The 26,394-nt window shown below is 66.3% G+C and carries 24 protein-coding genes; 7 read left to right on the top strand and 17 right to left on the bottom strand.

What is annotated here, in order from left to right; genetic code table 11:
- Positions 1–23 precede the first annotated feature (23 nt).
- The 5 genes from OHA42_RS34980 to OHA42_RS34960 all read right to left on the bottom strand — a co-directional run bounded on the left by OHA42_RS34980 (position 24) and on the right by OHA42_RS34960 (position 6,441).
- On the bottom strand, positions 24–2,369 hold the full coding sequence (locus tag OHA42_RS34980) for a heavy metal translocating P-type ATPase (protein WP_406232330.1): 2,346 nt from the start codon (positions 2,367–2,369) through the stop codon (positions 24–26).
- A gap of 12 nt (positions 2,370–2,381) precedes the next feature.
- Positions 2,382–3,170, bottom strand: coding sequence for a zf-HC2 domain-containing protein (locus OHA42_RS34975; protein WP_406232328.1), 789 nt, complete (start codon positions 3,168–3,170; stop codon positions 2,382–2,384).
- A gap of 227 nt (positions 3,171–3,397) precedes the next feature.
- Positions 3,398–4,267: an ABC transporter ATP-binding protein gene (locus tag OHA42_RS34970; protein WP_406232326.1), complete on the bottom strand. Its 870-nt coding sequence runs from the start codon at positions 4,265–4,267 to the stop codon at positions 3,398–3,400.
- Positions 4,264–5,391 carry a FecCD family ABC transporter permease gene (locus OHA42_RS34965; RefSeq protein WP_406232324.1) on the bottom strand — a complete coding sequence of 376 codons (1,128 nt, stop codon included), beginning with the start codon at positions 5,389–5,391 and terminating at the stop codon, positions 4,264–4,266. The genes OHA42_RS34970 and OHA42_RS34965 overlap by 4 nt, the downstream gene beginning before the upstream one ends.
- Positions 5,392–5,394: 3 nt before the next feature.
- Positions 5,395–6,441, bottom strand: a complete 1,047-nt coding sequence (locus tag OHA42_RS34960) for an ABC transporter substrate-binding protein (protein WP_406232323.1) — start codon at positions 6,439–6,441, stop codon at positions 5,395–5,397.
- Between the two features lie 271 nt (positions 6,442–6,712).
- Between OHA42_RS34960 and OHA42_RS34955 the strand changes: the two genes are divergently transcribed.
- Complete coding sequence (locus OHA42_RS34955; RefSeq protein WP_406239806.1) at positions 6,713–7,693, top strand: endonuclease/exonuclease/phosphatase family protein; 981 nt, start codon at positions 6,713–6,715, stop codon at positions 7,691–7,693.
- Here OHA42_RS34955 and OHA42_RS34950 read toward each other — a convergent pair.
- Positions 7,690–8,277: a TetR/AcrR family transcriptional regulator gene (locus OHA42_RS34950; RefSeq protein WP_406232321.1), complete on the bottom strand. Its 588-nt coding sequence runs from the start codon at positions 8,275–8,277 to the stop codon at positions 7,690–7,692. The two genes, OHA42_RS34955 and OHA42_RS34950, sit on opposite strands and share 4 nt — an antisense overlap.
- Before the next feature lie 176 nt (positions 8,278–8,453).
- Here OHA42_RS34950 and OHA42_RS34945 point away from each other — a divergent pair, with 176 nt between their 5' ends.
- Positions 8,454–8,792: an STAS domain-containing protein gene (locus tag OHA42_RS34945; RefSeq protein WP_406232319.1), complete on the top strand. Its 339-nt coding sequence runs from the start codon at positions 8,454–8,456 to the stop codon at positions 8,790–8,792.
- Here the strand turns inward: OHA42_RS34945 and OHA42_RS34940 are convergent.
- The 7 genes from OHA42_RS34940 to OHA42_RS34910 form a co-directional block, all read right to left on the bottom strand.
- Complete coding sequence (locus OHA42_RS34940) at positions 8,789–9,859, bottom strand: DoxX family protein (protein ID WP_406232317.1); 1,071 nt, start codon at positions 9,857–9,859, stop codon at positions 8,789–8,791. The genes OHA42_RS34945 and OHA42_RS34940 overlap by 4 nt on opposite strands.
- 138 nt (positions 9,860–9,997) lie before the next feature.
- Entirely contained in the window at positions 9,998–10,849 is an 852-nt protein-coding gene (locus OHA42_RS34935) for an alpha/beta fold hydrolase (RefSeq protein ID WP_406232315.1), read from the bottom strand.
- A 231-nt stretch (positions 10,850–11,080) separates the two neighbouring features.
- Positions 11,081–12,832 carry an amidohydrolase family protein gene (locus tag OHA42_RS34930; RefSeq protein ID WP_406232314.1) on the bottom strand — a complete coding sequence of 584 codons (1,752 nt, stop codon included), beginning with the start codon at positions 12,830–12,832 and terminating at the stop codon, positions 11,081–11,083.
- Between the two features lie 6 nt (positions 12,833–12,838).
- Positions 12,839–14,494 carry a class I adenylate-forming enzyme family protein gene (locus OHA42_RS34925; RefSeq protein WP_406232312.1) on the bottom strand — a complete coding sequence of 552 codons (1,656 nt, stop codon included), beginning with the start codon at positions 14,492–14,494 and terminating at the stop codon, positions 12,839–12,841.
- A gap of 33 nt (positions 14,495–14,527) precedes the next feature.
- Complete coding sequence (locus tag OHA42_RS34920; RefSeq protein ID WP_406239805.1) at positions 14,528–15,568, bottom strand: NAD(P)-dependent alcohol dehydrogenase; 1,041 nt, start codon at positions 15,566–15,568, stop codon at positions 14,528–14,530.
- Positions 15,568–16,719 carry a serine hydrolase domain-containing protein gene (locus OHA42_RS34915; protein ID WP_406232310.1) on the bottom strand — a complete coding sequence of 384 codons (1,152 nt, stop codon included), beginning with the start codon at positions 16,717–16,719 and terminating at the stop codon, positions 15,568–15,570. The genes OHA42_RS34920 and OHA42_RS34915 overlap by 1 nt, the downstream gene beginning before the upstream one ends.
- A gap of 7 nt (positions 16,720–16,726) precedes the next feature.
- Positions 16,727–18,094 carry a flavin-containing monooxygenase gene (locus OHA42_RS34910; protein ID WP_406232308.1) on the bottom strand — a complete coding sequence of 456 codons (1,368 nt, stop codon included), beginning with the start codon at positions 18,092–18,094 and terminating at the stop codon, positions 16,727–16,729.
- 246 nt (positions 18,095–18,340) lie between these two features.
- Between OHA42_RS34910 and OHA42_RS34905 the strand changes: the two genes are divergently transcribed.
- Entirely contained in the window at positions 18,341–18,967 is a 627-nt protein-coding gene (locus OHA42_RS34905) for a TetR/AcrR family transcriptional regulator (RefSeq protein ID WP_406232306.1), read from the top strand.
- A gap of 152 nt (positions 18,968–19,119) precedes the next feature.
- Positions 19,120–19,920, top strand: coding sequence for a DUF6319 family protein (locus OHA42_RS34900; protein ID WP_406232305.1), 801 nt, complete (start codon positions 19,120–19,122; stop codon positions 19,918–19,920).
- Here OHA42_RS34900 and OHA42_RS34895 read toward each other — a convergent pair whose 3' ends face one another.
- The 3 genes from OHA42_RS34895 to OHA42_RS34885 are packed head-to-tail and all read right to left on the bottom strand — an operon-like array spanning position 19,921 to position 22,612.
- A complete protein-coding gene (locus tag OHA42_RS34895) occupies positions 19,921–21,453 on the bottom strand; it encodes a diguanylate cyclase domain-containing protein (RefSeq protein WP_406232303.1) in 1,533 nt (510 codons plus the stop codon).
- Positions 21,453–22,025: a hypothetical protein gene (locus tag OHA42_RS34890; protein ID WP_406232301.1), complete on the bottom strand. Its 573-nt coding sequence runs from the start codon at positions 22,023–22,025 to the stop codon at positions 21,453–21,455. Before OHA42_RS34890 ends, OHA42_RS34895 begins: the two co-directional genes overlap by 1 nt.
- Positions 22,022–22,612: a pyruvoyl-dependent arginine decarboxylase gene (locus OHA42_RS34885; RefSeq protein WP_406232299.1), complete on the bottom strand. Its 591-nt coding sequence runs from the start codon at positions 22,610–22,612 to the stop codon at positions 22,022–22,024. Before OHA42_RS34885 ends, OHA42_RS34890 begins: the two co-directional genes overlap by 4 nt.
- A 177-nt stretch (positions 22,613–22,789) precedes the next feature.
- Here OHA42_RS34885 and galK point away from each other — a divergent pair, with 177 nt between their 5' ends.
- The 3 genes from galK to OHA42_RS34870 all read left to right on the top strand — a co-directional run bounded on the left by galK (position 22,790) and on the right by OHA42_RS34870 (position 26,102).
- Positions 22,790–23,908 carry a galactokinase gene (gene galK / locus OHA42_RS34880; RefSeq protein WP_406232297.1) on the top strand — a complete coding sequence of 373 codons (1,119 nt, stop codon included), beginning with the start codon at positions 22,790–22,792 and terminating at the stop codon, positions 23,906–23,908.
- 115 nt (positions 23,909–24,023) lie between these two features.
- The gene (locus tag OHA42_RS34875; protein ID WP_406232296.1) at positions 24,024–25,838 is read left to right on the top strand and encodes a sodium:solute symporter family protein; all 1,815 of its coding nucleotides are present in this window, start codon (positions 24,024–24,026) and stop codon (positions 25,836–25,838) included.
- Between the two features lie 12 nt (positions 25,839–25,850).
- Complete coding sequence (locus tag OHA42_RS34870; protein ID WP_406232294.1) at positions 25,851–26,102, top strand: hypothetical protein; 252 nt, start codon at positions 25,851–25,853, stop codon at positions 26,100–26,102.
- Positions 26,103–26,108: 6 nt separating this feature from the next.
- On the opposite strand, the gene OHA42_RS34865 is transcribed toward OHA42_RS34870, so the two are convergent.
- The gene (locus OHA42_RS34865) at positions 26,109–26,357 is read right to left on the bottom strand and encodes a hypothetical protein (protein WP_406232292.1); all 249 of its coding nucleotides are present in this window, start codon (positions 26,355–26,357) and stop codon (positions 26,109–26,111) included.
- Between the last annotated feature and the right edge of the window lie 37 nt (positions 26,358–26,394).

The following is a 26,394-nucleotide window of genomic DNA, read 5'->3' as shown; positions in this document are numbered from 1 at the left end:
ATTCGGTGGCACGCGAGCTGCGCTCACAGCCGGAAGCGGGCTCGGCGCAGGCGGAGGCTGTTGGAGACGACGAAGAACGATGAGAATGCCATGGATGCGCCGGCGATCAGGGGGTTGAGGTAGCCGAGGGCGGCTATGGGGATGGCGATGACGTTGTAGCCGAAGGCCCAGACGAGGTTGCCCTTGATGGTGCGCAGGGTGGCGTGGGCCAGTTCGATGGCGTCGGCGACGGCGCCGAGGTCGTCGCGGACCAGGATGACGTCGGCTGCGGCGATGGCAACGTCGGTGCCTGCGCCGATGGCCATGCCGAGGTCGGCGGTCGCGAGGGCGGCGCCGTCGTTGATGCCGTCGCCGACCATGCCGACGCGGTGGCCTTGTTCCTGTAGGCCGGCGATCAGCTCGACCTTGTCTTCCGGAAGCAGTTCGGCGACAACCTCATCGATGCCGATCTCGTCGGCGACCGATTGGGCCGCGTAGGCGTTGTCGCCGGTGAACATCATGGTGCGCAGTCCGAGTCGATGCAGCCGGGCGACCGCGTCGGCGGCGGTCTCCTTCACCGTGTCGGCCACCGCGATGACCGCCTGGGCGACGCCGTCGACAACGACGAGCACCACCGTGCGTCCAGCCCGTTCCTGCTGCCGCACGACGCGATTCAACGACGGGGGAACCTCGACGCCCTGTTCGTTCAGCAGGCGCAGTCGGCCGACCGACACCAGCTCGCCTGCCACGAGGCCGCTGGCACCCAATCCCGGTAGCGCCGTGAAGGATTCGACCGCGGGCAGCTCACCGAGCAGTGCCCGTGCATACCGCGTGATGGCCGCCGCGACGGCATGCTCGGAGGCCGCTTCGACGGCACCGGCCAGCCGCAGCACGTCGGATTCGGTGATCACGTCGCTGTCGGACACCGCGCTATCGGCGGCTGCCGTGCTGTCCGGGGTTGTCGGGCTGTCCATCGACGCCATGCCGTTCACAGTCGCTGCGCCGACCACGGTTACTGCGACAACGCTCATCACGCCGTTGGTGACAGTCCCGGTCTTGTCGAGCACCACGGTGTCCACATCCCGCGTGGCCTCCAATGCCTGGTGACCTTTGATGAAGATGCCGAGCTGTGCGCCTCGCCCGGACGCCACCATCAATGCCGTCGGAATCGCCAGCCCCAACGCGCACGGGCACGCGACGACCAGCACCGCGAGTGCGGCTGCCGCTGCTTTCTCCGCGCCCGCACCGGTCAGCAGCCAAGTCACGAAGGTGCCCGCGGCAATCGCGAAAACGACGGGCACGAACACCGACGACACTCGGTCGGCCACCCGCTGCATGCGCGCCTTCCCGGTCTGGGCCTGCTCGACCAGCCGGATCATCCCCGACAGCTTCGTATCCGCGCCCACCGCAGCGGCTTCCACGATCAGCCGTCCCGTCAACGCGGTGGTGCCGCCGATGACCTCCATTCCGGGCGTCACGTCCACCGGGATGGATTCGCCGGTCATCGCGCTCGCATCGACGCTGGATCCGCCGGACACCACGAGGCCGTCGGTCGCAATGGTCTCGCCGGGGCGCACGACGAACCGTTGGCCCTCGACGAGTTCGCCGATCGGCACCCGCATTTCGTGATCGCCACGGGTCAGCACGGTTACCTCGCGAGCGCCGAGCGCGGCCAGCGCCCGCAGTGCACTGCCTGCCGCCCGCTTGGCTTTCGCCTCGAAATACCGACCGGCGAGGACGAACGCGGTGACGCCCGCGGCGACCTCGAGGTAGATGGAATCGCTGGACCAGATCGCATCCCACACCCCGTCCGGTGCCGGCTGCGATCGATCCGAATGCACGAACATGGTGTCCAGCGACCACAGTGTCGCGGTGATCACCCCGACCGAGACCAGCGTATCCATGCTTGCGGCAAGGCCTTTCGCGCCGTGGAAGGCGCGTCGGTGGAATGGCGCCGCCGACCACACCACCACCGGCAACGCCAGCACCGTCAGGATCAGCTGCCAGCCCGAGATCCGGGTGGCGGGCACGGTCGCGAACATCACCGACAGGTCGGCAAGGGGGAAGAACAGCAGCAGCGCGACAACCAGGCGGCGGAACAGATCACCGACGGCAGCGTCCTCGGGAGCCGAAACGATCCGGCCCGTATGCGCGACAACGGGTTCCGCCCCATAGCCCGCCGATTCGACTTCGGCGCACAGTTGTTCGGCCGTCACCTCGACGGCGGCATCGATGGTCGCCACGCCGGTGGCGTAGTTCACCGAGGCGGTCACCCCGACCACCTTGTTGAGCTTGCGTTCCACCCGGGTCGCACAGGCCGCGCAGCTCATGCCGGAGACGGCGAGCGAGATGCGGGTGGCGGATTCCGGAAAAGCGACGTCGGTACTCATGTTTCCGTTCGGTCAGGCGGCGGGATCTCGAGTCGATCTGAGGTGGGCGGTGCGACGGCCGAGCTGGGCGCCGGGCGGCAGGACCAGTTCGGTGGGCGGGCTGTTGGTGGTGCGCGAGGGTGGTGAGGTGTGTGGTCGTCGGGTGCGGTGCACGACAACGACCAACACGAGCGCGACGACGAGGACACCGTGGGAGAGGACACGGGACAGCGGCACGACCCCCGAGTTCAGATCGCCGATCACGAACGTCGTCAGCGTCGCGACCAGCACACCGAGCACCGGCAGCACGCCCGAGGTCGCGTACGGCCGCAACGCGCAGTAGATGAAGCCGATGCCGATCGCGAGGCTCCACGCCGAGGTCTCGTTCAGCAGGTGCCGGGTCATGTCGCTGTTGTGCTGGTGGCTCATGCCGAAGTCGGCCCCCGCAGCCTGGCCGATCGCCAAGCCACACTGCACGACGCCGAGCATGCCGAGCAGCAGCCGGGTCCATACAGTGCGCGAGGAGGTCAGCGCGGTGCGCCAGGATAGGAACCAGGCGCTCATCCACGACCCGAGCGAGGGCCGCGGCCGGTCCAGATCGGCGGCGGCGAAGATCGCGGCGGTGAGATCGGGTGCGTACCCGGAGCCGCGGCGCAGCAGCCGCGTGGTCTCCACCGCCGCGACGTACCAGGAGCAGCACGCGGTGCACTGTTCCAGATGCTCGTCCACCCGCGCCGCGGGAACGGTTTCACGTTCGCCATCGATCCGAGCCGACAGCGCCGTCCGGCACACTTTGCACTCCACGTCGAGATTGTCGTTCACGGGGAGACCGAAGTTCCCCGCGCCTACGCCTACGCCGAGGCCGCGACGGTCTGCGGCTGCCCCGTCGGCACGGTCGGGGTGCGAGTGGCCCGCGCTCGTGACGACCGCATCGCCGCAACCCGTTTCACTGCCCCTACCGACGGCTGAGCCCGTCTCGTCGAACGGAACACGGCCGCGGCACCCGTCGAGAAGCACGCGCAGTGATGTCCCGCTCGCCGAGGTCGATGTCATGGCTGGGGAGCAAGAGGGGTGGCGGCGTAGTTGATTCGGATGGTGTGGTCGTCGTGGCGGGTGGTAGTGGCGATGACGCCGAAGACGGTGCGTAGTAGGGCGGGGGTCATCACATCGAGGACCGGGCCCGCGGCGACGACGCAACCGTGGTTCAGGACGACGAGGTGGTCGCAGTAGCGGACGGCCAGGTCGAGTTCGTGCAGGACGGCGAGGGTGGTGATGCCGGTGGAGCGGATCAGGTCGAGCAGTTCGAAGCGGGCGCGAACGTCGAGGTGGTTGGTGAGTTCGTCGAGGACGAGCAGGCGTGGACGTTGCGCGAGTGCTCTGGCCAGCAGGACGCGTTGGCGCTCGCCGCCGGAGAGCGAGCCGACGCAGCGGTCGGCGTAGGCGATCACACCGGTTTCGGCCATCGCTTTCGTGACGGCCGCGCGATCGTCGGCGGTATCGCGGCTGAACAATGCGTGGTGCGGGTTGCGGCCCAGCTCGACCATTTCCGCGACGGTCAGATCCGGTGATCCGGTGCCACTCTGCAGCACCGCCGCGGTCGTGCGCGCCGCGGTGCGCACGGACATTGCGGCGATGTCGGCCCCGTCGATCAGCACCGCGCCACTATCGGGTCGCAGCGAACGGTAGATCGTGCGCAGCAGGGTTGTTTTTCCGCTGCCGTTCGGCCCGACTACGCCGACGATCGAGCCCGGCGGAACGTGCATCGTCACCGCATCGAGTGCGGGAGAATTACCGAACGTGACCGTCACCCCGGTGACCGACAGTTCGGCGGTCGGTTCGATCGCGCCGCCGGGGGGCGTGCTGTTGTCGAAGGCGACAGTCGTTCCGGTAGTGGGTGATTCGGTGGCGTTCTCGGTCATGTCCGCTCTCCGTCGCGGCGCAGCAGCCAGAGGAAGAACGGTGCGCCGAACGCGGCGGTGAAGATGCCCAGCGGAAGTTCATCGGGGGCACCGATGGTGCGTGAAAGCAAGTCCACCGCAACGAGATAGGCGCCGCCCAGCAATGCCGACAGCGGCAGCGCGCGGCGGTGGTCCATGCCGAAGCTCAGGCGCACCAGATGCGGAATCATCAAGCCGACGAACCCGATTCCGCCCGCGACCGCGATCAGCGTGCCGGTCAGCAGGGATGCCAGCACCAGCAAGATGATCCGGGTCGTGCGCACGTCGACGCCGAGGGCAGTGGCCTGTTCGTCGCCGGTGCCGAGCACATTCAGCCGACGGCCGAAGGCCAGCACCACGGCGACGACGAGCAGCACCACCGCCGTGACCGGCCCGAGTCGCTCCCAGCTCGCCCCGGCGACACTGCCCATGGTCCAGAACATCACCGCGCGCAATTCGTTGGGCGCTGCGCGCAACTGGAGGTAGTTCGTCGCCGCCAGCAAGAGGTAGCCGACGGCGACACCGGCCAGGACCAGGCGGATCGGTACCACCGTGCCGCGGCGCTGCCCGAGCGCGAATACCACTGCGGCGGTGAGGATCGCGCCGAGGAACGCGGCGGTGGAGACACCGACGCCGCCGAGCGCCGCCCCCGCGGAGACCATCACCGTCACCGCGCCGAGCGAGGCGCCCGAGGACAGGCCGAGGACGTAGGGGTCGGCGAGTGGATTGTTCACCAGCGCTTGCAGAATCACCCCGGAGACGGCCAGGCCGCAGCCGCACAGCGCGGCGAGGATGACACGCGGTAACCGGTAGTTCCACACGATCTGGTCGACGGTGAACCCGACCCCGGGTGTCTTACCGCCGACATGGGCGAAGATCACCCGCCCGGTGTCGGCGAGGGAAACGGTGACCGATCCGACGCTGACCGACACCAGCATCACAGCGCACAGCACGCCCACCGATACGGCGATCGCGACGGGCAGCGCAGTCCCGGCAAAGGGCGCGCGAGTTCGGTTCGACCGGCTGCCCCGCGAGAGCCGGGACCCGAGGCGCTGCAGACCGGAACCCGGCGAGCGCAGAGACGACGCAGCGACGATGGGCGGCATCGGTCAGAACTGCTCGGGGTGCACGAGCCGGGCGATCTTGTCCACCGCGATGTCGTTGCTGGGACCGAGATAGATCGAATCCGAGAGCGCCACATAGGTCTTGTTCTTGGTGGCATTCCACTGCGGGAACTGATCGAGGATCCGCCCGGCCGCCGCGTCGATATCGGGATTGCGATAGTTCACCACGATCACACCGTCGATCGGCGTCACGGCGAGCTGTTCCTTGCTGATCGTGACGAAGGTGGTGCCGTCCGTGCGGTTGAACGGGTTCACCGCACCGGCTTTGTCGATGATGTCGTTCCAGATTCCGCCCGCCGCGATGGCCGAGAAATCGCCCGCGTCACCCATTCCCATACCGGGAAAGACGAGCAGCACGTTCTTCTCGGTCGCCCCGGCGACGGTGGCGACCGTGTCGGCGATCTTGCGCCGCGATTCGGCGATGAGCTGTTCGGCGCGGCCCGGCACGTCGAACACCGCGCCGAGGTCGCGCAGCATCGCATAGCTGTCCTCGACGGTGGGTGTTCCCGTCACCGCGCCGGTCATGCTGCAGTTCGCCCGTGGCACATAGGTATTCGCACCCGCGGCGGCCAATTGCTCGCGGGTGGCGAAGCCCTGATCGGCGGCGAAACCGCCCCCGCCGGTGGAGAGCACGAAGTCTGCGTGCTGCGCGAGCATGGCCTCGCGCGGGATGTCCTGCATGCTGTTGTATGCGATGCCGCGGGTGGGGAGGGCAGCAATGGCCGCGGCACGGCCGGCGACATCGGAGGAGCCGTAGGACTGCGCATTGGCCAGGATCCGGTTGCCGACGCCGAGCGCGATCAGCGACGAGACCTCGCCGACGGAACCGCCGTTCATGACGACCACACGCTCGGGGGCCTCGGTGTAGGTGTAGGTCCTGCCGCAATTGTCGAGGGTGATCGGGTACTGCGTGACCCCCTCGGTCGATGCGACGGAGCTATCGCCTGCCGGAGCGGATTCGGGCACCGTGGTCGTACAGCCCGTGAGGGCGAGGGTGCCTGCGGCCAGTGCCAGCACGGTGGCGCGTTTCATGAGTCCTCCCGCGGAGTCCGCAGCGCTGTCTGCTGCTCGACTACTGAGTCGGACGGCAGTGCCGCCTGGTTCCCGCTCGCACCCGAGATTCTCGGCGGCGATGATTCGCGTGCTCGCTCCACCGCTGGTGTGCCGATCGGTCGGCCAACCGGCCGGTCGGGTTGCTGACCTGGTTTTCGAGTAGTCGGTACTCAGGACTCCGGGCGGGACGCGGCGGACCATGGTTCGTGTCAACAGTTGGTCGGGGGCCTGTCGAGGATCGGTGTATGAGATGGTCACCCTGCGTATCGCGACGTTCAATCTGGAAAACTTCGATGAGGTGCCGCCGAACATCCGGCCGTCGCTGCCGGACCGGATAGCGGTGATGCGGCCACAGATCGAGCGGTTGCAGGCCGACGTGCTGTGTCTGCAAGAGGTGCACGGGCAGGAGCGGGCCGGGCAGCCACGTGCTTTGCTCGCCTTGGCGGAACTGCTCGCGGGGACGAAGCAGGCGGGGGCGAATGTTGTCTCGACCCTGGATCCCAACGGCCAGGTATTCGATCAACGAAACCTGGTTGTGGTCACCTCGTTACCGGTGATGGCGCGGGCGCAACTGCTGAACACGCTGGTCGCAGCGCCGATGTATCAGATACTGACCGCGAGTCCGCCCGCGCCGCAACCGCTGTCGATTCTGCTGGAGCGGCCGATCCTGCACGTGGAACTCGATCTGCAAGGCGTACCGCTGCATGTGATCGTGGTGCATCTGAAATCGAAGCTGCCCACCAATATTCCGGGCCAGAAGATCGATGATTTCACCTGGCGCAGCGCCGACGCGGTGGCCGAGGGCTCGTTCATCTCGTCGATGAAGCGGATGAGCCAGGCCGTGGAAGTGCGACGGCTCGTCGATTCGATCCTCGACCAGGACCCGGCGGCGCGCATCGTGGTGGCGGGGGACTTCAATGCCACCGCCGACGAGGTGCCGCTGGTTGCCATTCGGGGCGATGTCGAGGAAACCGGCAACGGTGCGCTGGCCGGACGGGTGCTGGTGCCGGTCGAGAACACCATTCCCGAGCCGGCCCGGTACTCGCTGCTCCATCACGGCAGGGGGCAGATGCTCGACCACATCCTGGTCACCCGCAATCTGCTTGCCCACTACCGTGGTTCGGAGATTCACAACGAGGTGCTGCACGACGAATCCGGCGCTTTCGCCACCGATGTCAAATACCCCGAGTCCGATCACGCCCCCGTGGTGGCGACGTTCGAATTCGGTTAAGCCGCGTCGCTGCGATACTGATCGATCAGGGCGGCCGCCATGCGCTGAGCACGACGGGCGGCGCCGCGATCACCCTCGGTCGCGGCGACAATGGAACCCTTCATCAGGATGTGCCAGGAACGAGCGAACTCCTCGGGATCCCGCAGGTCTGCTTCGATCGCACGGGCGCGTACCACGTCACGAATTCGATCGAGATGCACGATGCTCGCCCGACCGGTCGGATGGTTCGGGCCCATTTCCACCAGCACATTGATGAAGGTGCATGCCTCGAAATCCGCGGTGGCAAACCATTCGTCGAACACGTCGAAAATAGCCAGCAAACGTTCTTCCGCTGTGTTGCCGCGCAAGTGCGACCGGTGCTCGACGAAGCCGAAGGTCCACAGTTGTTCGCGGCGCGCGAGCACCGCAATGACCAACTCGTCCTTTGTCCGAAAATGCCGGTACAATGTGGCTTTCGCGATCCCGGCCTTGGCGATCACTTCGTCGATGCCGACATCTCGAATACCGCGTCGAGTGAACAACGCGTAGGCAGTGGCCAGAATTCGCTCCCGAGCGCCGACAACTGGGTCGTTGCTGGCAGTCATGGCCATACTCTATCCCTGTACAGAGCTGTGCGACCCTGCTTCACTAGAGAGACAGGTCTGTCCCTGTGCGCCAGTGACGGGCCCCCAGGAGTCAGCCCATGTCCAGCCGTTCTGTGAATGTTGTTGAGTGCACCACTGTTTGTGCGTCCGGCGGAGCAGATGCGATCCAGTTCTGTGTGAGCCGTCCGCGCGGTGACGTGACACTGATCGAAGTCGCCGGTGAGATCGACCTGTGCACCGCGCCGACGCTGCGGGAGAATCTGGTGCGTGCCTTCGGTTTTCAAGCGAACACCATGGTGGTCGACCTGTCACCGGTGACCTTCTTCGCCGCGGCCGGGGTCACCGCGCTGATCGAGGTACTGGCGGAGGCCGAAAAGTCCGCTCGCCGAGTACTTTTGATCACGGCGGGGCACAGTGTCGGACGTGTCATCGAGATCACCGGCCTCTCCGAAAGCCTGCATTGTGTCGGCTCCCTGGACGCCGCACTCGCCGAAGGATACGAGGCGTCGGCCTAGCGCCGACGGCGACGGCGACGGCTGCGGCGGAGATCAGCCGCGCCTTGCCTCGACACGATCGCGGCCGCATCGGCGAGGTGCGCCCCGCGCTCACGGGCGGTCGCCGCGAGTTCGGGTCCACGTTCCTTCGCGATCTCGGCCCAATCCGAACCGTGCCGCCGAGCGGTTTCGGCGATCTCGGGCGCACGCTCTTTGGCGACTTCGGCCCAATCCGAACCGTGCCGCCGAGCGGTTTCGGCGATCTCGGGCACACGCTCTTTGGCGACCTCGGCCCAATCGGCGCCACGACGCTTGGCCATGTCGGCCAGGATCGCGGCCCGGTGTTTGGCGATCTCGGCCCACTCCGCGCCGTACTCCTTGGCGATCTCAGCCCACTCCACGCCGTGTTCCTTGGCGATCTCGGCCATTTCAGCGCTACGCTCTTTCGCCACATCGGCCCACTCGGAACCGTGCTGCTGCGCGACGCCCGCAACCTCGGACCCCTTGACCGCCGCGATTCCGCTCAGTGCGCGGGTGCGTGCGCGCTCGGCGGCCTCGGACGCGTGCTGGCGCAGCGCCTCGCCCGTTGCACCCTCGGACGCGCCGAAGGGCAGCGCCGCCGATACCGCGGCGGCGGCATGGTGCGCTGCTCGTTTGCCGCGCCATCCCAGTGACGGCTTGCCCGCCGTATCGGCGGCCGCGATCATCAGGCCACCGAGCAGGCCCATATCCTTCAGGAACGCGTTGCGTTTCGCGGCCTTCCGGTCCGGATCCTGTTCGGCCCAGAAGTCCTGTTCGGTGACCGTCGCGGGGATCACTGTCGCGGCAAGCACCAACGAGGCGAGCCTCGGCATCTTGCCCAGCGCCAACAGCACGCCGCCGGACACCTGAGCGATCGCGTTGACCCGGACCACTGTCGCCGTGTCCGACGGGAGCTTCGCGGCCAGATTGTCCGGCAGTCGCTCCTCGCCGCGCTGCCTGAGCGCGGTAGCGGCCTTGGCGCGTGGTTCCGGATGCATCAGGGTATCGACTCCGTCGGCGACGAAGGAGGCCGCCAGCAGCGGTCGGGCGAGTCGGCGTAGCAACATGGCATCAAACCCTTTCTCGATGACTATCGACGGGTTCCCGCAACATATGTCGTCAAACAACACCAGCTGACCTGCCTCTTCGCGCATTCGGCGCACCCATTGGGTGCCGCGCGGGCCGGCCGGCGTTTCGAGTGTAGGTCAGCTGTCGGGCGTACTTGTGGAGTTACGCAGTTGGGCCGCGAGGAACGTCGTGATGGCGGTCGTCACCGCGGTGGGGTCTTCGACCATGGGCAGATGGCCGCAGTCGGGAAGCTCTATTTCGGTGTGCGGGTGCAGGGTGTGGTTGAGGCGGGCGCCCGCGCGGGCCGACAGGATGCGGTTCTGCTTGCCCCAGATGGTGCAGATCGGGGGGAAGCCTGTGGGTGGGCTGAAGGCATCGAGGTCGGCGAAGGCGGGGAAGTCCTGGACCAAGCCGTGCAGGGCTTGCAGGCGACCGCGGTCGGACCAGTGCGCGCGCAGGCGGGGCGAGTGGTGCAATTTCTGGCGTCGGCCACGCGCGCCGAGTTGTTCGGTGACGATCCGGGAGACGATCACTTCGGGCAGCGCCACCCTGCGGGCCACCGGGCCGAGTGGGAGTCGGGCATCGGCCCATGCCATTGCGGCTTGGCGTCCGGCGCGGACGGTGTTCCAGGTCAGCGGGTTGATCAAGACCAGCGCGCGGGCGACGGCGGGGTGCGCGATCGTGTAGCGCAGTGAGGTGGCCGCGCCGAGGCAATTGCCGATGAGAACGACGTCCGTGAGGTGGTGCGCATCGAGGAACGTGCCGAGCATGGCGACATAATCGTCGAGGCGGTAGCCGTCGGCGGGTTGTTCGGATTCGCCGTAGCCGGGCAGGTCGAGCGCGAAGACTTCGTGGTCGCCGCTCAGTGCCGTGACCTGATCGTCCCAGATGCGGCGTTGGGTGCCCGCGTTGTGGAGCAGGACGATCGGCGGACCGCTACCCACCCGGTCGAAGACCACAGCCCGGCCTTGATGCACGAATGTCTCCACGTCGCCTCCTTGCGAGTGGCCGGGCGATCATAGTGTGAACGCCGGTTATAGCTAAGGTAGCTCGAGTCCGACTCGCATGCGTGCGAAATTGGGCCTTACGCTGCACGAATCGGAAAACCATCGGCAGCGTGCACCCGCCGAGTGCCTCGTACTCGCTCAGCCGTCGGGCGTCGCAGCGGCCCAGCCACCAGGCCGAGGTGGCGTTGGTACGAAGCAGTCGGCGGGTACCCCTCAGCTGCCCGTCACGCCTGCTCGCAGGAATCGGCCGGTCCTCCGGGTGCCGAGGACCGGTGCGGATGCGCCGTTGCCGAAGACGTATTCGCCACCGATCAGCACCGCGGTGACCGTCGCATCGTTCCGGTTGACCATGCGTGAGAGATTGTCGAACTGGGCGATCGGAGCCTCGGCGTAGGCGTCGGTGGTCTCGTCGAGGCGTTCGGGATCGATCACGACCAGGTCCGCCCGGTCGCCGGTGCGCAGGTGGCCCGCGTCGATGCCGTACCAGTCGGCGAGTTCGCCGGTGATGCGGTGCACGGCGCGTTCCAGCGACAGGATCGGACGGCCCGCGCGCTCGGCATCGTGTACTCGACGGAGGAACCGCAGCCCGAAGTTGTAGAACGCCATATTGCGCAGGTGCGCCCCGGCATCCGAGAAGCCAAGTTGCACACCGGGATCGGCGGCAAACCGGTCCAGTACCTCCGGCCGGTGGTTGGAAATGGTTGTCCGCCACCGAACCTTGTTGCCGTGCTCGACGACGAGGTCGAGGAAGGCGTCCACCGGGTGCAGCCCGCCCCGATCGACCCCGACCTCGCCGAAGGTCTTGCCGAGCACGGTCTGATCCGGACATTCGACGATCTCGGCATCGAAGAAGTCTCGATGCCAGACCCGCGGGCCGAACTTCTTGTCGTAGTCCTTTCGGAAGCGACGGCGGTAGCCTTCGTCGCGCAGCAGTTCCCTGCGCGCCTCGAGCTGGTCGGCCAGGTGCAGTGCGGCCGCGCCCGAACCGAACTCCTCGAAGACCGGCAGATCGATGCCGTCGGAGTACACCTCGAACGGCACCGGCAGATGCTGCCACCGGAAGTCGCCGCCCAACGCGTTGAGCACCCTGGCAATCCACGGAAAGATATGCGCCACTGCGGGAATGGCCTTGATGTCGGCCGCGGACAGCAGGCTGACCTTCAGTGGCTTGCGGAAGATCCCGACACTGCTGGCCGCCATCGCGACCAGACTTTGCGGCCGTGCGACATCGGGACCGCCCTGCAATGCGCGGCCACGACGCCGCAGTATCGCGTTGAGCCTGCGGCGTTCCCGAGTGGTCGCATAGGTCGAGGGCAGGGTGCGCGATCGACAGACTTCGCCGTCGAGCTTGTCGAACAGCAGCTGCTGCGAGGACATGCCGATGAAGCCCGCGTCCAGCGCCTCATCGAGTTTCGCCACCATGGCGTCGAGTTCGGCAGCGGTGGGCCGAATGTCCTTGCTGGTGGATCGTTCCAGGCCCATCTGCGCGGCACGGATATCGGAATGCCCGATGAACGCGGCCAGGTTCGGACCGAGCGGCAGCGCTTCCAGCGCGTCGACGAACTCGTGCGCCGTAGTCCAGGTCTTGGTTTCGGTGACAGCCTCGATCACATGTCGGCGCGGGATGGCCTCGACCCGGCCGAACAGGTCGCCGGCGTCGGAAGCCTCGACATGTACCGTCGACAGCGAGCACGAGCCGAGCAGCACGGTGGTGACGCCGTGGCGGACCGACTCGGCCAGCGAGGGAGTTTGCAGTACCTCGACGTCGTAATGCGTATGGATGTCGATCATTCCGGGAAGCACCCACTTCCCGGCGGCGTCGATGATGTGCTGGCAGCCGGTCTCGTCGAGCGGTTCGATCGAGACCACGGCGATGCGACCGTCACGGATGCCGAGATGGCGGACCGCGGAGGGCGAAGCGGTGCCGTCGAACCAGCGGCCGCCCTTGATGATGGTGTCGTACATGTCTTCTCATACCTCGATACCGGTGCGCACAACCTTGCCGGTCGCGTTGCGCGGTAGTGCTGTGGTGGTGATCCGCCAACGTGCGGGCACCTTGAAATAGGCGAGTCGCTCCTTGGCGAACTCGAGCAGCTCGTGTTCGGTTGTCGCCGTGTCGTTGTCGACGACGACCACCGCGGCGACCTGCTGGCCGAGATCGGCATCGGGCATGCCGACCACAGCGCACTCACGCACGGCGGGGTGTTCCTCGAGACACTGCTCGATCTCGGTGGGATAGACGTTCTCGCCACCGCGTAGGATGAGATCGGAACGCCTGCCGGACAGGCGAAGCCGGCCCTGCTCCTGCACGCCGATATCGCCGGTGCGCAGCCAGCGGTCGGGAGTGATGGCGGCGGCTGTCGCGGCCTTGTCCTCCCAGTAGCCGAGCATTACGTAGGGGCTGCGCACGCAGATCTCACCCTCGGTGCCTTCGGGGACGGCATTGCCCGCGGCGTCCCGGATTTCGATGGTGACACCGACGACGGGGCGGCCGACGGTATCCGGGAACGCGGCCAGCTCGGCGGGGGCTGCCAGGGTGGCGGCCGTACTGCATTCGGTGAGGCCGTAGCTGGTCACGAGTGCGGTCTTCGCCACCGGAAGTTGTTCGCGTAGCCGGTGTTGCAGTGCGGCCGAGGATGGCGCCGAGTTGAGCGAGAACGACGTCAGCGAGGACAGATCGTAGCGGGACAGATCGGTTTCGAGCATCCGGCTTGCCATCGTCGGCATCGCGCCCCAGTTGGTGATGTGTTCGCGTTCGACCAGGTGCAGTACGCGATCGGCGTCGAACGAACCCTGGTAAATGACGGTGGTATCGCCGGTCGCCATCCGCGGTATCACCAGGTTGTGCAGGCTGGCGATGTGGAACAGCGGCGAGGTGAGCAGGAACCGTCTGCCTTTCGGGCTGCCGTCGTCGGCGCGGCCTTGGAAGGCGGCGGCCAGTGCGTCGTTGAAACGGTGATAGTCGATGACCGCCAACAGGTTTCGCTGGGTGTGCACCGCGCCTTTCGGGCGTCCGCTCGTGCCGCTGGTGTAGAGGATGACCGCAGGATCGTCCTCGGCCACCGGCGTGCGCGGCAGCTCGCCGTCGTCGAATGCGGCGATCAGGGCGGGGAGGTCCTGCTCCATGGTCAGCACCGGGACCTGGATGTCCAGGTCCGCCAGCTGTGCGGCCCGCTTCACGTCGACGATCAACACCGCGGGCCGGGTGTGGTCGATGCCGTATGCGATTTCGCGGGGCGCCCACCAGGCGTTGTACCCGACGGCGATGGCGCCGAGGGTCTGTGCCGCCCAGAACGCGGCGACCCATTCCGGCGTGTTCGCCGCCAGGATGCCGATCCGGTCGCCCTTTCCGACGCCGTACCGGTCGCGCAGGGCGCGGGCAAGCGCGCCGACTGCGTGCGCGTGCTCGGTGTAGGACATCCTGCGGTCCGCGGTGACCAGGTAGTCGCGGTCGGCCAACGCGATGGATGCCGCGAGCACTTCGCCGAGCGAGCGGCCGCGATGCCGCATCACCGGCATCGGTGCGCCGAGCACCTCCTCGACCACCATTTCGAACTGTCCGCCGGGCCCGGTCAGCCGAGCGATTGCCGCGGCCGCCATGGCCTGCGGGTCCAAAGGCTGTGTCATGACATGACCTTCCTCAACATTGATCGGACCTGCCTACGGCACCAGGACCGCACGGCCGGCGACCAGCCCGCGTTCCAGTCGGTCGAGCGCCTCGCGGCCTTCGGCAAGGTCATAGCGTTCGACTTCGACTCTGAGCTTGCCCGCCTGCGCGAGCGCGACGGAGCTGATCAGGTCGGATTTGGTGCCGCCGTAGGACTTTCGGATCGATGCGCCCCACGGCCAGCCGGGTCCGCCGGCCGGGCCCGCGGTGATTTCCGGTGCGCCGCCCCCGAGCCCGATCATGCGATAGGCGCCGTTGGGCGCCACCGATTCCACGGCCAGGGTCGCGGTGTGGTCGGTGCCGACGAAGTCGAACACCGCGTCGGCGCCGCGCCCTCCGGTGCGGTCGAGGACCTCGCGGGCGGTGTCGGGTCCACCGATGAGTCCTTCGGCCGCGCCGCAGCGGGCGGCGAGGTCGAGTTTTTCCGCGCTCACGTCGACCGCGATCACGTGCGCTGCACTGGTCGCGGCGAGGATCTGTACCGCAACGTGGCCGAGCCCGCCGATGCCGATGACCACCGCGACCGAACCCGGCTGCAGCTGTGCACGCGCACCGTTGATCGCGTGATAGCTCGACAGCGCGGCGTCGGCCAGCGGCGCGGCCTGGAGGAAATCCAAGTCACCGATCGGCACGAAGGAGGCGGCCGGAATCCTGATGTACTCGGCCATCCCACCGTCCGGCCCCAGACCTGGGCACGGCGGCATCGCAGTGCGCCCTGCTGCGCGGCACACATTCTCGTTGCCGCTCACACATTCCCGGCACACCCCGCACGACCAGCACAGGTAGACGATGCCGCGCTCACCGGCCGACCGGCCCTCGACAGCGCTGCCGACGGCTTCGATGGTGCCCGCGACCTCGTGTCCGAGGGTCAGCGGCTCGTCGCGCATCTTGAAGGGGATATGCAGCACATGCAGATCGGAGTGGCAGATGCCCGCCGCACCGACGCGTAGCAACAGATCGGTGGGGCCGATCTCGGGGACCGGAACTTTACGCAGTTCCAGCACACCGGGATCGGTGAGTTGCAGCGCCCGCATCATGAGCGATCTCCTCGGACTACAGAAAACACCGAGCGCAGGTAGGCGTCGGCGCGGTCGGAGCCGATCAGCCCCGGTGCCATCTTGTTCATGGTGTAGGCGAAGGTGACTCGGTGCTCCAGGTCGTTGACAACGATGGCCCCGCCAAACCCGGCCCACCAGCAGACGCGCCCGTCCGGGACCTCCGGAGCGGTCTGCGCCTGAGGCAGGCCGTAGCCGATGCCGAAGCGCAGCGGAAGCAGCAGCGCCAGATCCGCACCGTCGGACTGCTGTTCGAAGATCAGGTCGATCGTCTTCTCGGACAACAGCCTTCGGCCGTTCAGCTCGCCGCCGCAAGATACGAGCGACTGCACCTTCGCCACCGAATGCGCGTTGCCGTGGCCGTTCACCGCGCCGATCTCCGCCTGCCGCCATGCGGCGCTATTGGCCTCCGGAATGTCCAGCAGCGGGCTGGTGAGCGTCTTGACCAGGATGCTCTCCTGATCGAGCGAGGCCATATCGAATTCCAGTAGTGGCGGTGGCACCAACGGTGCGATGCGGTGGTGGTGCTCCGGACCGGTGCCGATGTGGAAGTCGGCCGCCAGCGGTCCGGCGAGCTCCTCGGCGAAGAACTGCCCGAGGCTACGGCCGGTAATGCGGCGAATAACCGCGCCGATCAGATGTCCATAGTTCAGGGCGTGGTATCCCGACGCGGTGCCCGGCTCCCACCACGGCGGTTGGGCCGCGAGGCGGGCGCTGGCCGCTTCGGTGTCGTAGATATCGGCCAGCTCGATCGGCCGCTGCCAACCGGAGACGCCGGAGGTGTGTCCGAGCAGCTGACGAATCTCGATGTCGCCCTTGCCGTTCGCGGCGAACTCCGGCCAGTAGTGCGCGACTTTTTGCCGCACATCCAGCTCGCCGCGATCCACCAGCAGCAGCGCGGACAGTGCCGTCATGGTCTTGCTGATAGAGAAGACGTTGACCAGGGTGTCCTCGGTCCATGGCGTGGTGCGCTCGATATCGCGGTGCCCGCCCCAGATATCGACGACTATTTCGCCGTCGACGGTCACACAGATCGACGCGCCGAGCTCCTCGTCCGCAGCGATCCGATTCTCCAGTTCCTGTCGCACGCCCGCGAAACGGTCGGCGCAGAATCCCATCGTCGTTGTCATCGCCGCCTCACACGTGCTCGAGTACTCGGGCAGGCACCGGTAGCGCGTTGCCGGTTGCCGCGGCACGTTTTGCGCCACTGGCCATTTCGCGCTTCATATCGCGCACGTAGGCCTCGAATTCGATTTGGATGGTGTGGCGCGGTGAGTCGTAGTAGCGGCCGCTGCGGCGCTGCTCGGCGGCACGGATCACCTCGTGCATCTCCGGCTCCGATGGCGGGAGGTACGCGCCGGTCAGGTAGGCGGCGACGAGCTTGCTCTGCTGTTCGGCGAAGTTCACCAGGGTAGGCAGCGGCTGTGCGAGGCCCATATAGAACAAATTGTCGACACCCGGCTTCATCATTTGCTTGAACAGCGGGATGCGATTGCTGCTGTCGGGCACCAGTTCCGGATCCGAGAAGAACGGGAAGCTGATGTGGTAGCCGGTCGCACAGACGATGACGTCCACCTCTTCGGTGCTGCCATCGGCGAACTGCACTCGCTTGCCCGCCAATCCGGTGATGGCGGGCTTGAAGGCGATGTCACCGCAGCCCGCCCGGTGCAGGAACTCCTCACTGGCCGAAGGGTGTGCCTCGAACGGTTGGTGATCGGGTTTGGGCAGGCCGTAGAACTCCATGTCGCCGCGGAACTTTCGGACGAACCGCTGCTTGAGCTTCATGCTCACCTTGCGCGGAATCCACGGTGGCACCGATTGTTTGTCGCCGACCTTGCCGTGGACGTATTTCGGCAGCACCCACACACCGCGCCGCGCCGACACGGTCAGCCGCTCGGCGATGAAGCGCTGGGACAGTTCGGAGGCGATGTCGAGCCCGGAGTTGCCCATCCCGACGACCACGACCTTCTTGCCGCGCATGTCGACCGGGTCGAACGGATCATTGTAGGCGTGGCTGTGGATGAGCACGCCGTCGAATTCGCCGGGATAGTCCGGGATATTGGGATCCCAGTGGTGGCCGTTGCACACAATCAGGGCGTCGTAGTCGCGGGTGCGACCGTCGCTGGAGGTGACCAGCCACCGGCCGTCGGGCTGCCGTTCGGCGGCGGTCACCAGGGTGTCGAACAGGATCTTGTCGCGGAAACCGAAATGGTCGACATAGTCCTTGAAGTATTGGAACAACTGCGAGTGGTGCGGAAAGTCCGGCCAGTCCTCGGGCACCGGATAGTCCTCGAAGGCCAAGCGCCACTTGGACGTATCGATGTGCAGGCTCTGGTAGCAGGCCGACATGCCGTTGGGGTTCTTGAAGTACCAGTTGCCGCCCACCTCGTCGGACGCCTCGAAGACGTCGAACGGGATGTCTAAGTCCTGCAGGCGTTTGGCGGTGGTGATACCCGAGGGGCCTGCGCCGATGACGCAGACCTTGGGAAGTGTGCGTGGAGTCAATTCACTAGTCCTCATTCGAAGCTGCCGTCACGGCTCGCAGTGGCGCCGGACACGGCGGGCGAGTGTCCGGAGCCGTGGCGCTCCGGAGTGACGTAGGCAACAACGTAACATTGACTGGACTCTGTGTCTAGTGAATGACAGAATGTCTAGTGAAGACCGCGGCCCGCCCGGGTCGGACGTACACTTGCTCACCGGAAGTCGCACGTCAGCAATAGTTTCCCGACCTACGCGAGGTAGCCGCTCACCATGCCAACGAAGTCGAAACAGGCCGGCACCAGCCTGCGGGACGAACAGAAACTGCAGACCAGGGCCAAGCTGCTGGAGGGTGCGAAGAACCTGTTCAGCACCCAGGGCTACGCGGCTGTCCGGGTCGACGACATCGCCGCCGCCGTGGGCTGTAGCCGGGCTACGTTCTACCTGCATTTCGCCAGCAAGCTCGAGGTGCTGCGCGCAGTCGCCGAGCAGAGCACCGCGCCGAGTGCGCTGTACTTCTATGAGGATCTGGACCGAGTCCTCGACACCGGTTCGCGCGCCGAGTTCGTCGGCTGGATGACCCGCGCCATTGGCTGGTTCCAGGAATACAAGGACCTGCTGCCCGCGTGGGACGAGGCTACCGCGCTCGAACCGGAATTCCGTGACATCGCCCGCCAGGGCATCGCGGCCCTACCCAACGCGATGACGTCCTACCTGGCGCGCTGGCCTGCCGACCGTCAGGACGAGGCCCGCTTGCGGGTGGAACTGCTTGTCGCCCAACTCGAACGCTTCTTCACCCGCTGGGCCATGCAGGGCACCATCGATGTCACGGCCGACCAAGCCGCGGACGTCCTCGCCGACATCTGGTTTCCGGCCCTGCAAGCGCCGCGGGAAAGGTAGCCTCGGCGCGGGATCTCGAATGTAGCTCAGGGTTCGCTGGGGTTGCGGCCCTGGTGTTTCCCGGAGTCGATGTGGTGGCAGCTTGCGAATCTGTCGGTAGCGTGCGGCATCATCTGTGCACGCAGCCATCCACGAATTCGCTCGGAGTCACCATGCCCTCGTCCAGAACCAAACCACAGCCCTTGTCGGACACTGAGATTCAGCAGATCGCCACGGACATTGCCGGCGGCCGACCGCCGATGGTGTGGTTCACCGCTGCCGCGGTGGGCGTGCCCGAAGGTCGGTCGGGGAAGGTGCTCGAACTCGATGATCCATCCGTAGGAGACTTCCTGCGGGTCCGTCCGACCGGATCGAAGGATGTACTGTCCTTTTCTCCGACCGAAGTGACGTTGACCAAGCCGCCCCGCGCGGCGACCGCTTCCACAGCCCAGCCGAAGTCGACAACCAGGAAGGAATCCCCCGTGACCCAGCCGTCGACCTTGACGAGCGTTGCGACACCGTCCACCCCGAGTCCCGGCTCGCTCGGAACCAACGCGGCGACACCGTCGGTGCCCAAGCCGGGCCCGGTCGCCTCGGGAACGAGCGAAGCCGACAACGCCGCCAAGTCTGCCGCGGCCAAGCAGCCCGCCGCGGGCGCGCCCGGCGCGAAGCCCGCCACAAAGGCGCCCGCCGCCGCGCGCAAGGTGAAGGCGCCGGAGGTCACCGTGACGCTGACCGGGACTGCCGACGGCGAGTGGTCGGTCGATGTGATCAGCGGCAAGAAGCGGGCCGTGCGCGGTCTGCCGGTGGCAAGCTCCGCGGTGGCGCAGGCCGCCAAGGTGCTGCATCCGGAGGTGGCCGAGGTGGTCGCCGGAATTCTCGACGCGGCGCGCGAGGTACAGCAGGTCAAGGTCGCGCAACTGGCGGCCGAGCTGGAGGAGGCCAAGCGCCTGCTCGAGGAACTGACCGACTGATCAGACGGCGGTGCTCGTCGACCGATTGGCGGGGCGCCAATTCCGGCGCCCCGTATCGGGGGTCCCATGCCGCACTTCGTCGTGGAACGCGTAGCCGAGCGAGTACTCCTTCGCGTGGTACATCGCCGAATCCGCGTCTCGGATGAGGTCGTAGATGCTGGCGTCGTAACTGCGCGGGCTGCCGCAGGCGATCCCGACACTCGCGGTGATCGGGATCTCGCCCGCGCTCAATTCGAAGGGGCGCACGAACGCGCCCAATAGTCGTTCGGCGAGCATGGCTGCCTCTTGTCTGCCCAGCGGCGCGAGCACCACGAATTCGTCGCCGCCGTAGCGCGCCACTACGTCCTCGCGGCGGATCACCCGCCGAATGCGCGAGGCCGCGTTCGCGATCAGCTCGTCGCCGACGGCATGGCCGTAGCTGTCGTTGACCATCTTGAAGCCGTCCAGGTCGATGAACAACAGGCTCAGCGGTTGTTCGAGCCAGTGCTCGTGATTGCGATTGAGCGCGCGCAGCAGGGCGGACCGATTCAGCAGTCCGGTCAGCATGTCGTGGTCGGCCTGATACTGCGCGCGGCGTTCGCTGCGGGCGCTGCGCACGATGGCACGTTCGCTGCGTGCCAGGACGCCGATCAGCAAGAGCGCGAGCAGCGAAGAGACGACCGCGCGGTCGAGGGTGTCGAGGCTGGACCCCACTACCGGAACCAGGGACGCCATGATCAGTGCGACCGCGATGACACTGGCGCGCTGACGCGAATGATGGGGATGGATGCGGCGCGGTGCGCCGAGGCAGGCCATGGTCGGATGCAGCGCCGCGACCCCGACGGTGATGTAGGCGGCCAGCAGCGGCGTGAGCAACACTTCCCGCCCGATCGTCGCGGTGCCGACGGTCTCCAGGCTGTAGCCGAGATCGCCGAGCAGTACCGCAATCAGGCCGACGTGCAGGAGCCGCAGCGAGGTCTCCGAGCGGGTCGCGGTCGCCACCGAATGCGCGACCATGGTCAGCAGTAGTGCGTCGAGTATCGGATAGATCGCCGCCACAACGGTGTTCATGGTGGTGGCATGTGACTGCAGAATCGGCGAGATGAGAAAGGTCCAGGAGGCCAGCAGTGCGCCGAGTCCGATGAGCCCGGAGTCCAGCAGCAGGTCGTAGTTGTGCTGGACCTGGCGCGGCCGCAGCCACAGGGTGGCCGCGACGCCGACGGCGAAATAACCGGCCAGCGTGAACAAATCGTCGATGGGGTGCATCGAATGCTCGTCGATGCCGCGCAATACGGTGCCGGTGGCGAACAACAGCGCCGACGCCGCGATCAGATACCAGGGCAGCGGCTGCGGCGGGCGATGACGCCGCAGGCCGAGGCCGATCATGGCAAGGGCTCCTACCACCACAACCAGCATCGTCACCAGCGAGAGCAACTGCGAATCGACGGCAATATTCAGCCCGATCGCGGCCGAGCTGACACCGAAAAGTATTACGTACCACCGTAATCCGACAGTGTGGCGTCGGCTCGTCGACTGCTCTTCGGTCAGTGTCATCAGCCCCCCTTTGTCGCTCCATCCCCTGTGAATCGAGCCGCATAGTAGGTCTGCGAATCTTCCACCGCGACTTCGACGTTCGCCTCTTGCTCATCGAGCACTGCTCTGATGCTGTCGGCGAAGGAGAACCGAGTGTTGTTGTACGAGCAGATGTCCCAGCCCACCGCCGCGCGCTCGGCCACAAGGACCTGGACAACTGATTTGATCATGGCATGGAACGCGGCCCCTTGTCGGGCACTTGATGCAACAAGGGTGAAACCGGCGTAGTAGATCGCATCGCGTGCGGCATGCTCCGGATAGCGTGCGGCGAAATAATCGGGGCTGATCCACGGCACCGTCTCCAGATGCCTGGTCAGCGTCGTCACTCCGATGGGCTCTCCTGCGGTGGTGCGCGCGACGTGCTTGAGCACGCGGGGGTCGACCATCTCCGCGCGGAACTCGGCATGGTGCAGCACCTGCCGGGCGATGGCCTTGGTGCGCAGCGGGCCGAAGGCCTCCTCGTAGAGCAGGTGGAACATATCGATCCGGTCGTCGGGGATCGTGGTTTCGACGGTGACGTGCAGCTCGTTCATCGTCTGGTCCACGGCGTGGTGTGGTAGGCGGCCAGCACCATGGCGCAGGCCGGATCGCCCTCGGAGCGGGTCTCGCTGGTGCACAGCTGGATCGGTCCGAAGCGCTCGGGCCGGTTGGCGGTCATATCGGCGAGGCTGGACCGGATCAGCAACTCGACCTCCTCGGCGGTCTCCGCCTCGTGCTCGACGAAAAGTCCCGCACCGGAATGGTCGTCGCGCAGCACCCAGCCGATGCCCGCCGCGGCCCGTCTGCCATTGCCGATCGCGTGCTGTGCCGCGTAGACGCAGTAGAGCCGATCACCCCAGGGTATCGGCTTACGGACGCGGACGGTGCGCTCCAGGGTGGCGTGCGGTGGAATCACCGATGACAGGCGAATCAAGTTGGCATCACCCACTCCCAGATAGCGCAGTGCCGCATCGAAGGCCGACATGGTTGTCGGGCCCACCCCGGTCGCCGCGCCGATCTCGATCGTCAGTGGTGCCCCTGGCAATTGCCGGTCGTCGCGATCCGGCCTGCCGAGGGGCGGGAGCAGTCGATCGATCCACTGCAGCCCGAGTAGGCCGCTGCGTGGGGTCGTAGGAATCATAATGCCCTCCCGAAACTCCCGGCCGATTTTGCAGGCCGATATTGCGTCAAAATCGACTCTGCGTCACGAATGTCGATCGCGCACGCGCACCGCCCGAAAGCAGTGCTCCTGCGGCGTGTCTCGTAACGTGTGCCGGCGAGCCGTCAGACACACTCCGAATCGACGAAGCGAGGACCAGTGCAGAAGTGGGTGGCGCCGGGGCGGGTCAACATCATCGGTGAGCACACCGACTACAACCAAGGCTTTGTGTTGCCCATCGCATTACCGCTGGTTGTCGAGTGTTTCGCCGCAGTGCTCGACACTGGGGATGTGCGGGTGGTCTCGCGTCAGCGGCCAGGGGATCGGGTGCTCGCCGGGGTGGGCGCGCTTGCCGCCGAACGGGATCGAGTGCCTGCCTGGTCGCGGTATCCGTTGGGCGTTGTGTCCGAATTCGTGCGACGCGGGCATCGGATCGCCGGAGTGGACATCGAGCTCGACGGTGCAGTGCCGATCGGTGCCGGGCTGTCCTCGTCGGCGGCGCTGTCGTGTGCGGTGGCAGTCGCGCTGCGAGATCTGTTCGCGCCCACGGTCACTGATCGGGAGCTCATCGATATCGCCCGTGCCGCCGAGAACGACTACGCCGGTGCGCCGACCGGACTGCTCGATCAGTCGGCATCGATCCTGTGCACGGCAGGTCACGCACTGTTTCTGGACGTACGTCGCTTCACGCACATGGCCGGTGGCACCACGCACGAACAGATCCCCTTCGATCTGGACCGTTTCGGGTTGGAATTGCTCGTGATCGATACCGGGCAGGCACACGAGCTGGTCGACGGAGGCTACGCCGCCCGGCGCGCGCAATGCGATGCGGCGGCCGCGGAACTCGGCGTGCCCGCGCTCCGGGATATCGACACCATCGACGCGCTCGAACGCATCGTCGACCCGATACTGCGACGCCGGGCCCGGCACGTGGTCACCGAGAACGCGCGCGTGTTGACGGTTGCCGAGAAGTTGCGCGATGGTGCCGATCCGCGCTCGATAGGCCCGATCCTCAGCGCCGGGCACGCCTCGTTGCGTGACGATTTCGAAGTCTCCACGCCCGCTTTGGACGCGGCTGCCGCCGCAGCGGTCGACGCGGGAGCACACGGCGCGCGCATGGTCGGCGGCGGGTTCGGCGGCAGCGTTATTGCGCTCGTGGATCGTGAGCACGCGGCGGCCGTCGCGGATGCAGTGCGAAATCGATTCGTCCGTGCGGGTTTCGCCGATCCGCGCACCTTCGTCGTGGTGCCGGGCCCTGGCGCACACCGCGTCGATTGAGCGACCGTCCAGGTTTTTGTACGTGATTGTGCTGCGGTGATGCGGCACAATCACCGACAGTAGGTAGTAGCCGACACCATCGGCGGGCGACAGGATAGACCGCACCGCCATACGCATGACTCGCTCGACGCCCGGTTTCATCGCCTGGAGGGACGACGCTGTGCCGCTTGCCGATTCACCCGTGCTCCACTCCGCGCTGGACGTCGCGACCCTGCGGCCGACCGCATCGACCGTGCATCTCGACGCGGCATCGAGCCTGCAACTGGATGCGGATCCCGTCGACTACGCCCTGGTCGCGTTGTATTTCGTCTTCGTGATCGGCATCGGGCTGCTGGCCAGGCGGCGAGTCTCCTCCAGCATCGACTTCTTCCTGTCGGGTCGTTCGCTGCCCGCCTGGGTGACCGGCCTCGCCTTCATCTCCGCCAACCTCGGCGCTGTCGAGATCATGGGCATGTCGGCCAATGGCGCGGAGTATGGCTTCCCGACCTTCCACTACTTCTGGATCGGCGCGGTGCCGGCCATGCTGTTCCTCGGCGTGGTAATGATGCCGTTCTACTACGGCTCCAAGGTGCGCAGTGTGCCCGAGTTCATGCGCAGGCGGTTCGGCACCGGTGCACACCTGGTGAACGCATTGAGCTTCGCGACCGCGCAGGTGCTCATCGCCGGGGTGAACCTATATCTGCTGGGCACCATCGTGAATGTGCTGCTCGGTTGGCCGCTGTGGGTTTCGGTGATCGTCGCGGCGGTGATCGTGTTGTCCTACATCACCCTCGGCGGGTTGTCCGCGGCGATCTACAACGAGGTACTGCAGTTCTTCGTCATCGTTGCCGCGTTGCTGCCGCTCACGTTGGTCGGTCTGCACAAGGTCGGTGGCTGGGAGGGGCTGCGCGACAAGGTGACCGCGTCGCCGGGCGGTGCGGCACAGCTGGAGTCGTGGCCGGGCAATGCGCTCAGCGGCTTCTCCAACAATTTCCTCTCCGTGGTCGGCATCGTGTTCGGGCTCGGGTTCGTGCTCTCGTTCGGATACTGGACCACCAATTTCGTCGAGGTGCAGCGGGCGCTGGCGACGCACTCCATCTCGGCGGCACGGCGCACTCCGATCATCGGTGCGTACCCGAAGATGTTCATCCCGCTGATCGTGGTGATCCCCGGCATGATCAGCGCCGTTCTGGTGCCGCAGATGGCCGAGTACAAAAATCAGGTCACCGCGAATCCGGACTACACCGGGGACGTCACCTACAACCAGGCGCTGCTGTATCTGATGAAAGACGTACTGCCCAACGGATTGCTCGGTGTCGGGCTCGCCGGCCTGCTCGCGGCATTCATGGCGGGCATGGCCGCCAATATCTCTGCCTTCAACACGGTATTCAGCTACGACCTCTGGCAGCAGTATGTCCGCCGTGATCGGCCCGACCACTACTACCTCGGCGTCGGCCGCCTGGCCACTGTCGGAGCCACCGTCGCCGCGATCTTCACCGCGTTCATCGCGGGGAATTTCAGCAACATGATGGACTACCTGCAAACGCTGTTCAGCTTCTTCAACGCGCCATTGTTCGCGACGTTCATCCTCGGCATGTTCTGGAAACGGATGACACCGACCGCGGGCTGGATGGGCCTGGTCTGCGGAACCGGTTCGGCCATTGTGGTTTACGTGCTGCACAAGACGGACGTCTTCGAATTATCCGGCCAGGGATCGAGTTTCGTCGCCGCCGGTGTCGCCTTCTTCGTCGACATCGCCGTCAGTGTCGCGGTCACCATGGTGACCCAGCCGAAGCCCGCTGCCGAACTCGTCGGCCTGGTCTACTCGGAAACCCCGAAGGAAATGCGCACCGATCCCGAGTCCGATTCCCTGCCCTGGTACCAGCGCCCGGTCCTGCTCGCCGGCATCGCCTTCGCCCTGGTCATCGCCCTCAACATCATCGTCGGATAAGGAGGCCAGCCGATGCTTTTCGATATCCGCACCATCGTCGGTGCCCTGCTCGGCAGCTACGGCGTCATCCTCATCATCACCGGCCTCGTCCACGACACCGCCGCCGAGGAAGCCAAAACCGGCGGCATCAATATCAACATCTGGTCCGGCATAGGAATGGCCGCAGTAGCCCTCGCCTTCCTGGTCTGGGTGCTACTGCGGCCGGTCGTCCCGCCGAACCCCGAACCTCCGATCACCGAGGAGGATTCGTCAGCCGAGGTGTGAGGTTCATCAGGTCTCTTCGCTGAAGAGATCGGTGATCGTGGTGGCGGTTATGCAACGGTCGAGCCATCGATCGACCTGGTCGTGATCGCGGCAGGCGGTGATGCGGAATCCGACATCGTCGGGCACTGCGATGTCACGTCGATCGAGGATGTGCAGGATGGATCGGGCGCGGCCTTCCGCAAAGCCAATGGCATAGCCTTCCGCTCGGATCCGTTGGGACGTTTCTGAGCGGAAGAAGGACAGATCAATGGGCATCGGTTGTTGCCTCCCGGTTCTGTCCACCGGTCAGGTA

Origin of the sequence: Nocardia sp. NBC_01009 (assembly GCF_045208035.1) — a bacterium.
In the GTDB taxonomy this organism is placed as follows: domain Bacteria; phylum Actinomycetota; class Actinomycetes; order Mycobacteriales; family Mycobacteriaceae; genus Nocardia.
The sequence above is the reverse complement of the archived record's forward strand: the minus strand, read 5'-3'. Positions and strand labels throughout refer to the sequence as shown.